This window comes from uncultured Phenylobacterium sp., assembly GCF_902826855.1.
Taxonomy (GTDB): domain Bacteria; phylum Pseudomonadota; class Alphaproteobacteria; order Caulobacterales; family Caulobacteraceae; genus Phenylobacterium.
The window spans coordinates 1-4,276 of sequence record NZ_CADEGK010000294.1 but is presented as its reverse complement, the minus strand read 5'-3'; the positions used below and the strand labels follow the sequence as shown (position 1 = coordinate 4,276).

The following is a 4,276-nucleotide window of genomic DNA, read 5'->3' as shown; positions in this document are numbered from 1 at the left end:
GGATGCCAAGGATCCCGAGATTAGACGCATGGCTCAGAAGACCATCGACATGCAGTCGAAGGACGTCGAGACACTTCGCTCGCGGCTGGCCGGCTAGTCTGCCCTCGGATGCGGCCCAGATAGCCAGGCTTCCAGATTGGGCGCCTAAATGTTTGGCGCCTCCGAGGAATTTGGAATCAGCAGCGGCGCCGATGCCTAGGCGGCGTCGCCGCGTGCTAGTCGCAGGGTCCCAAGCAGAACAGAAAGAGACGCGATCATGAAGCTCTTGCTCATCACGGGCGCCTTCGCTGTGGCGGCGCTGGTTTCAGGTTGCGCCACCACCTCCGAGCCCCCCACGCCCGAGCAACGCGCGGCCTGCGAGAAGATGCTCGCGATGGGCGAAGGCGCCACCCATAGCCATGCGACCGACAAGACGGGCGGCGTCAATACGATGGATCTTACCCACGCTCAGTGCCGGCGCATGCTCGCGAAGTGATCGACACGCGCAAGGGCGTGTGCCTTCAGCGTGCGGGCCGCCCCTATTCCCGGCGGTCCGCACGCGGAGCAACTTGAGCCCAGAACCTAGCTGCTGGGGGCAAGAGGCATCCCGCGGTTGGCAATGCTCGTCGGCGGCGTGGCCAGCCATCAAAGGAAAGTGACGCCGCGACGCTAGCTTGGCTCGCTCTGGCTCGCCATCCGGACGCGTTCACACGTGATCGTTCATCTACATCTTGCCCGGGGGGCTCTGCTCTTGGGGCGCCGAGGACATCGCGTCGTCCTTCATGGACATCCATTATCCCCAGCTTCATGCCGCCCGCGCAGGCGTTCCGTTGCATTGGGTCCCGCCGGCATGCATCTCCAGCTCTATCTCCATCCTGCCGGAGCCCTTGGCGCGTCTGCCGGCAGCCACCGGTCCAGCGTCTCGCTCAGACCCGAACCCCCGTGGTTTAACAGCGATCACCGCGGCATTGACCGGCGGCCGCGCGGTCCGTGTGGGTTCGAGACGCCAGCAGGGCGATAGGGGCCGCAGCCGTGGCTCGTCGCGGAGCCGGCATTTGGAGAGGAAGGCTCATCCGTGGTCCTTTGGAGTGCGTCGGGAGACCAGAATTGAACAGCACGATATCCGTTCAGCCGGCGGAAATGTTGCAGCAACTGACCGTGAGCCTGGCCCTAGTGACGGATGCGGTCGCGGTCGCGATCATCGCGATTGCGGTCCTGACGGCCCTCTGGAGAACCATGCAGGCCACCTTGAAGCCAGGTCAGGCCAGTGGTTCCCCGGCTTCACACGACGAGGGGCCACGCCTCGGGCTTGCTCGCGCGCTGGCGCTGGGGCTCGAGTTCCTGCTGGCCGCGGATATCATGCGAACAGCCGTGGCGCCCACTTGGACCGAGATCGGCCAGCTAGCCGCGATCGCGGCGCTGCGGACGGCCCTGAACTTCTTCATCCAGCGCGAGATCGACAGCGCCGAACGCCGGCGGGCCACCCGCCTGCCCTCACCAGCCGAGTGAAAATAAAATCGCGGTCGGCCACAAATTTGAGGGTCGCCAGGATCATGATGCGTAGGAGTATCAGTAGATCAACGTTGCGCGTTAGAGCACGCTCGAGCGGTTGAGCTGCCACCTGGAAGCTTAGCCTTAGTGATCGAATACAGTGACCCCCAGCAATTGCATCAGGGCAATCGTCGCAAGCGTCCGAACGGAAGCACGCAACAGCGGTTCGCACCCATGGTAGCCGCGCCCTCCAAGTCCCGCCTCCGCCCCGTTTCGCCGCTGGTCTCACGTCTGCCGATCACAACCCGGACCGACGACATCTGGCCGGACGCCGACCTGCTTTCGCTGACGCATGAGGTAAAAATCAAGTCGTACGCGGCGGGCGAAACCTTGCAGCGGGACGGTGATGAGGCGTTCCACGTGATGGCCCTGAAGAGCGGGTCAGCAAAGTGCTACAAGCAGCTCGCCGATGGCCGCACCTCAGTGGTGGGCTTTCTTTTTGGGGGTGACCTTATCGGCCTCGCGACACTCGAGTCTTATAGCTCGGGCATCGAAGCGCTCGAGCCCGTCGAGGCTTGGCGGTTTCCCCGCGCCGCATTTCGTCAACTAGTCGCCGAGCGCCCCAACCTCGAGGCTGCCTTACTTCTCCGCGTCACTCATGATCTCGAGGTGGCCCAGGAGCAGCTGCTGCTGCTCAGCCGCAAGACGGCGATGGAAAGGCTGGCCAGCTTTCTCCTTCAGTTGAGCCTCCGGAAAAATGCAGACCTTGACGGTCAGGTCATGGTCCCCCTTCACATGACCCGAGCGGATATGGCGGATTACCTGGGTCTCACGACGGAAACCGTGAGTCGCTGTTTCACCAAGCTCAGAGCTGCGGGTCTTATAGGTTTGCAACACCCGACTTCAGTTTTGCTGCTGAAGCGGCGCGCCCTCCAGGATTTAGCCGCAGGATCGACGCCGCACTACTGACCGGCGCCCGTGAGTTGGCGGTCACGCCCTGGGCCCCACTACTGTGGTCGCACCAATTCAAGGGAAGGCGACCGCCCTGTAGCTCGCCGTCGTGGCCGCGCCGACCAGGGCGCCTATGCGTTCGTCACTGCGCCAGCAAGCGCTGGCACTGAGCGTGCGTCATGGCCATCGGGCTGGGTCCACTACCCTTGTCCGAACTGTGACTGTGGGGCGCTGTCTCACCCATCTTTCCGGTCATCGCTTCGCACGCGGCGCGCTGCTCAGCTGTGGGTGGGGTCGTCGCGCACGCCGATGCGGCTCCTGCGAGCGCGAGCACGAATAAAATATCTAGCGGCCTGGTCATCACATTTTCCCCTGATTGAAATGTCAGCTTCGAGATATGAACTTCCGCTACGGCAATTGGTTCAATTGGCCTCAAGCCGTCGCTATTCTTCGCCAATTCTCTGTTCATTTGGCCACAATTTTCCAGATACTCAGAAACCTCAGCCCTCGAATATCCGGAGAGATTGGAACGCGCCGTACCAGACTCGTCCCTGCCGAATGCGGGCGACTTGGTGGACGCGCGGGTCTTGGCGGATCCTGACGGCAGCAACGCGCGTTGCCCTTCCTCTGTCTCGGCAAGGTGGGCAACCCGTTCCAAACCTCGCGGCTCGCGCGCTGCGTCAGTCCAACTTGAGCACCACCCTTCCGTCGATCGCGCCGGCCTCCATGCGCCCGAAGACGGCGTTGATGTTCTCGAGCTTGTCCCATGTGAAGTGGGTCGCGACCGCCCCGTCACTGGCGAATTCCAGCGCCTCTTCGAGGTCTTGCCGGGTGCCGACGATCGAGCCGCGCACCGTGATGCGCTTCAGGACCGTGTCGAAGATCGGCATCGCGAACTTGCCTGGCGGCAGCGCGATCAAAGCCATGGTTCCATGCGGACGTAGGAAACCGAACGCCTGGTCGAACGCCGCGGGGGACACGGCGGTCACCAGAACCCCGTGAACCCCCCCGACCCGCTTCTGGAGTTCAGCGACAGGGTCGGCCTCGCGACCGTTGAGGATGATCTCGGCGCCGAGCTCGCTTGCGAGCGCGAGCTTCTCCGCATGCACATCGATCGCCGCCACATGCATGCCCATAGCCTTGGCGTATTGCACGGCCAGATGCCCGAGCCCGCCGATCCCGCTGATGGCCACCCACTGTCCCGGCCTGACCTCGGTCTCCTTCAAGCCCTTGTAGACAGTTACACCGGCGCAGAGAATCGGGGCGGCGGGTCCCCAGTCCAGGCTGTCGGGCAGGCGCGCCACATAGTTGGGGTCGGCCACGACGTATTCGGCGAAGGTGCCGTTCACCGAATAGCCGGTGTTCTTCTGGGCGCCGCAAAGCGTCTCCCAACCGGTCCGGCAGTGGGGGCAATAGCCACACGCCGTGTAGAGCCAGGGCACCCCGACGCGATCGCCCTCCTTGATGCGCTTCACATCTTTTCCCACCCCCACCACGGTCCCGACGCCTTCGTGGCCCGGCACGAACGGCGGGGCGGGTCTCACAGGCCAGTCGCCCTTGGCGGCATGCAGATCGGTGTGGCAGACCCCGGTCGCCGCAATCCGAACCAGTATCTGGTCGGGCCCCGGCGTGGGGATGGGTAGCTCCTCGATGGTGAGCGGCTTGCCGAACGCGCGAACAACCGCGGCCTTCATTGTCTTCGTCATGCGCCTGCCTGCCTCGTGAATGCAGGGACGGTAGAGAGCCGCTCCCAGCACGACTTTGATTCAGATCAGTGCGGCGGTCAGTCGGGCCTGAGACTTACCAGTCAAGCACTAGGAGTCCGGCATGTTCCAGAAAGCCATTCAGACGCTCC

The 4,276-nt window shown here is 63.6% G+C and carries 4 protein-coding genes; 3 read left to right on the top strand and 1 reads right to left on the bottom strand.

Translation table 11 applies throughout. The annotated features are described in order from the left end of the window. The first annotated feature begins 256 nt into the window (after nucleotides 1-256). From QZV94_RS23580 to QZV94_RS23570, 3 genes are all read left to right on the top strand, one after another. Nucleotides 257-475 carry a hydroxylase gene (locus tag QZV94_RS23580; protein ID WP_293682689.1) on the top strand — a complete coding sequence of 73 codons (219 nt, stop codon included), beginning with the start codon at nucleotides 257-259 and terminating at the stop codon, nucleotides 473-475. Between the two features lie 611 nt (nucleotides 476-1,086). Continuing rightward, on the top strand, nucleotides 1,087-1,488 hold the full coding sequence (locus tag QZV94_RS23575) for a DUF1622 domain-containing protein (protein ID WP_293682688.1): 402 nt from the start codon (nucleotides 1,087-1,089) through the stop codon (nucleotides 1,486-1,488). Nucleotides 1,489-1,617: 129 nt separating this feature from the next. Then, nucleotides 1,618-2,439: a Crp/Fnr family transcriptional regulator gene (locus QZV94_RS23570; protein WP_293682687.1), complete on the top strand. Its 822-nt coding sequence runs from the start codon at nucleotides 1,618-1,620 to the stop codon at nucleotides 2,437-2,439. Between the two features lie 662 nt (nucleotides 2,440-3,101). On the opposite strand, the gene adhP is transcribed toward QZV94_RS23570, so the two are convergent. Beyond that, entirely contained in the window at nucleotides 3,102-4,127 is a 1,026-nt protein-coding gene (gene adhP, locus QZV94_RS23565; RefSeq protein WP_293682685.1) for an alcohol dehydrogenase AdhP, read from the bottom strand. Nucleotides 4,128-4,276: the final 149 nt, after the last annotated feature.

Excerpts from the sequence above, each read along its gene's own strand:
- adhP (WP_293682685.1), bottom strand. The coding sequence starts at position 4,127 with ATGACGAAGACAATGAAGGCCGCGGTTGTTCGCGCGTTCGGCAAGCCG.
- QZV94_RS23580 (WP_293682689.1), top strand. The coding sequence starts at position 257 with ATGAAGCTCTTGCTCATCACGGGCGCCTTCGCTGTGGCGGCGCTGGTT.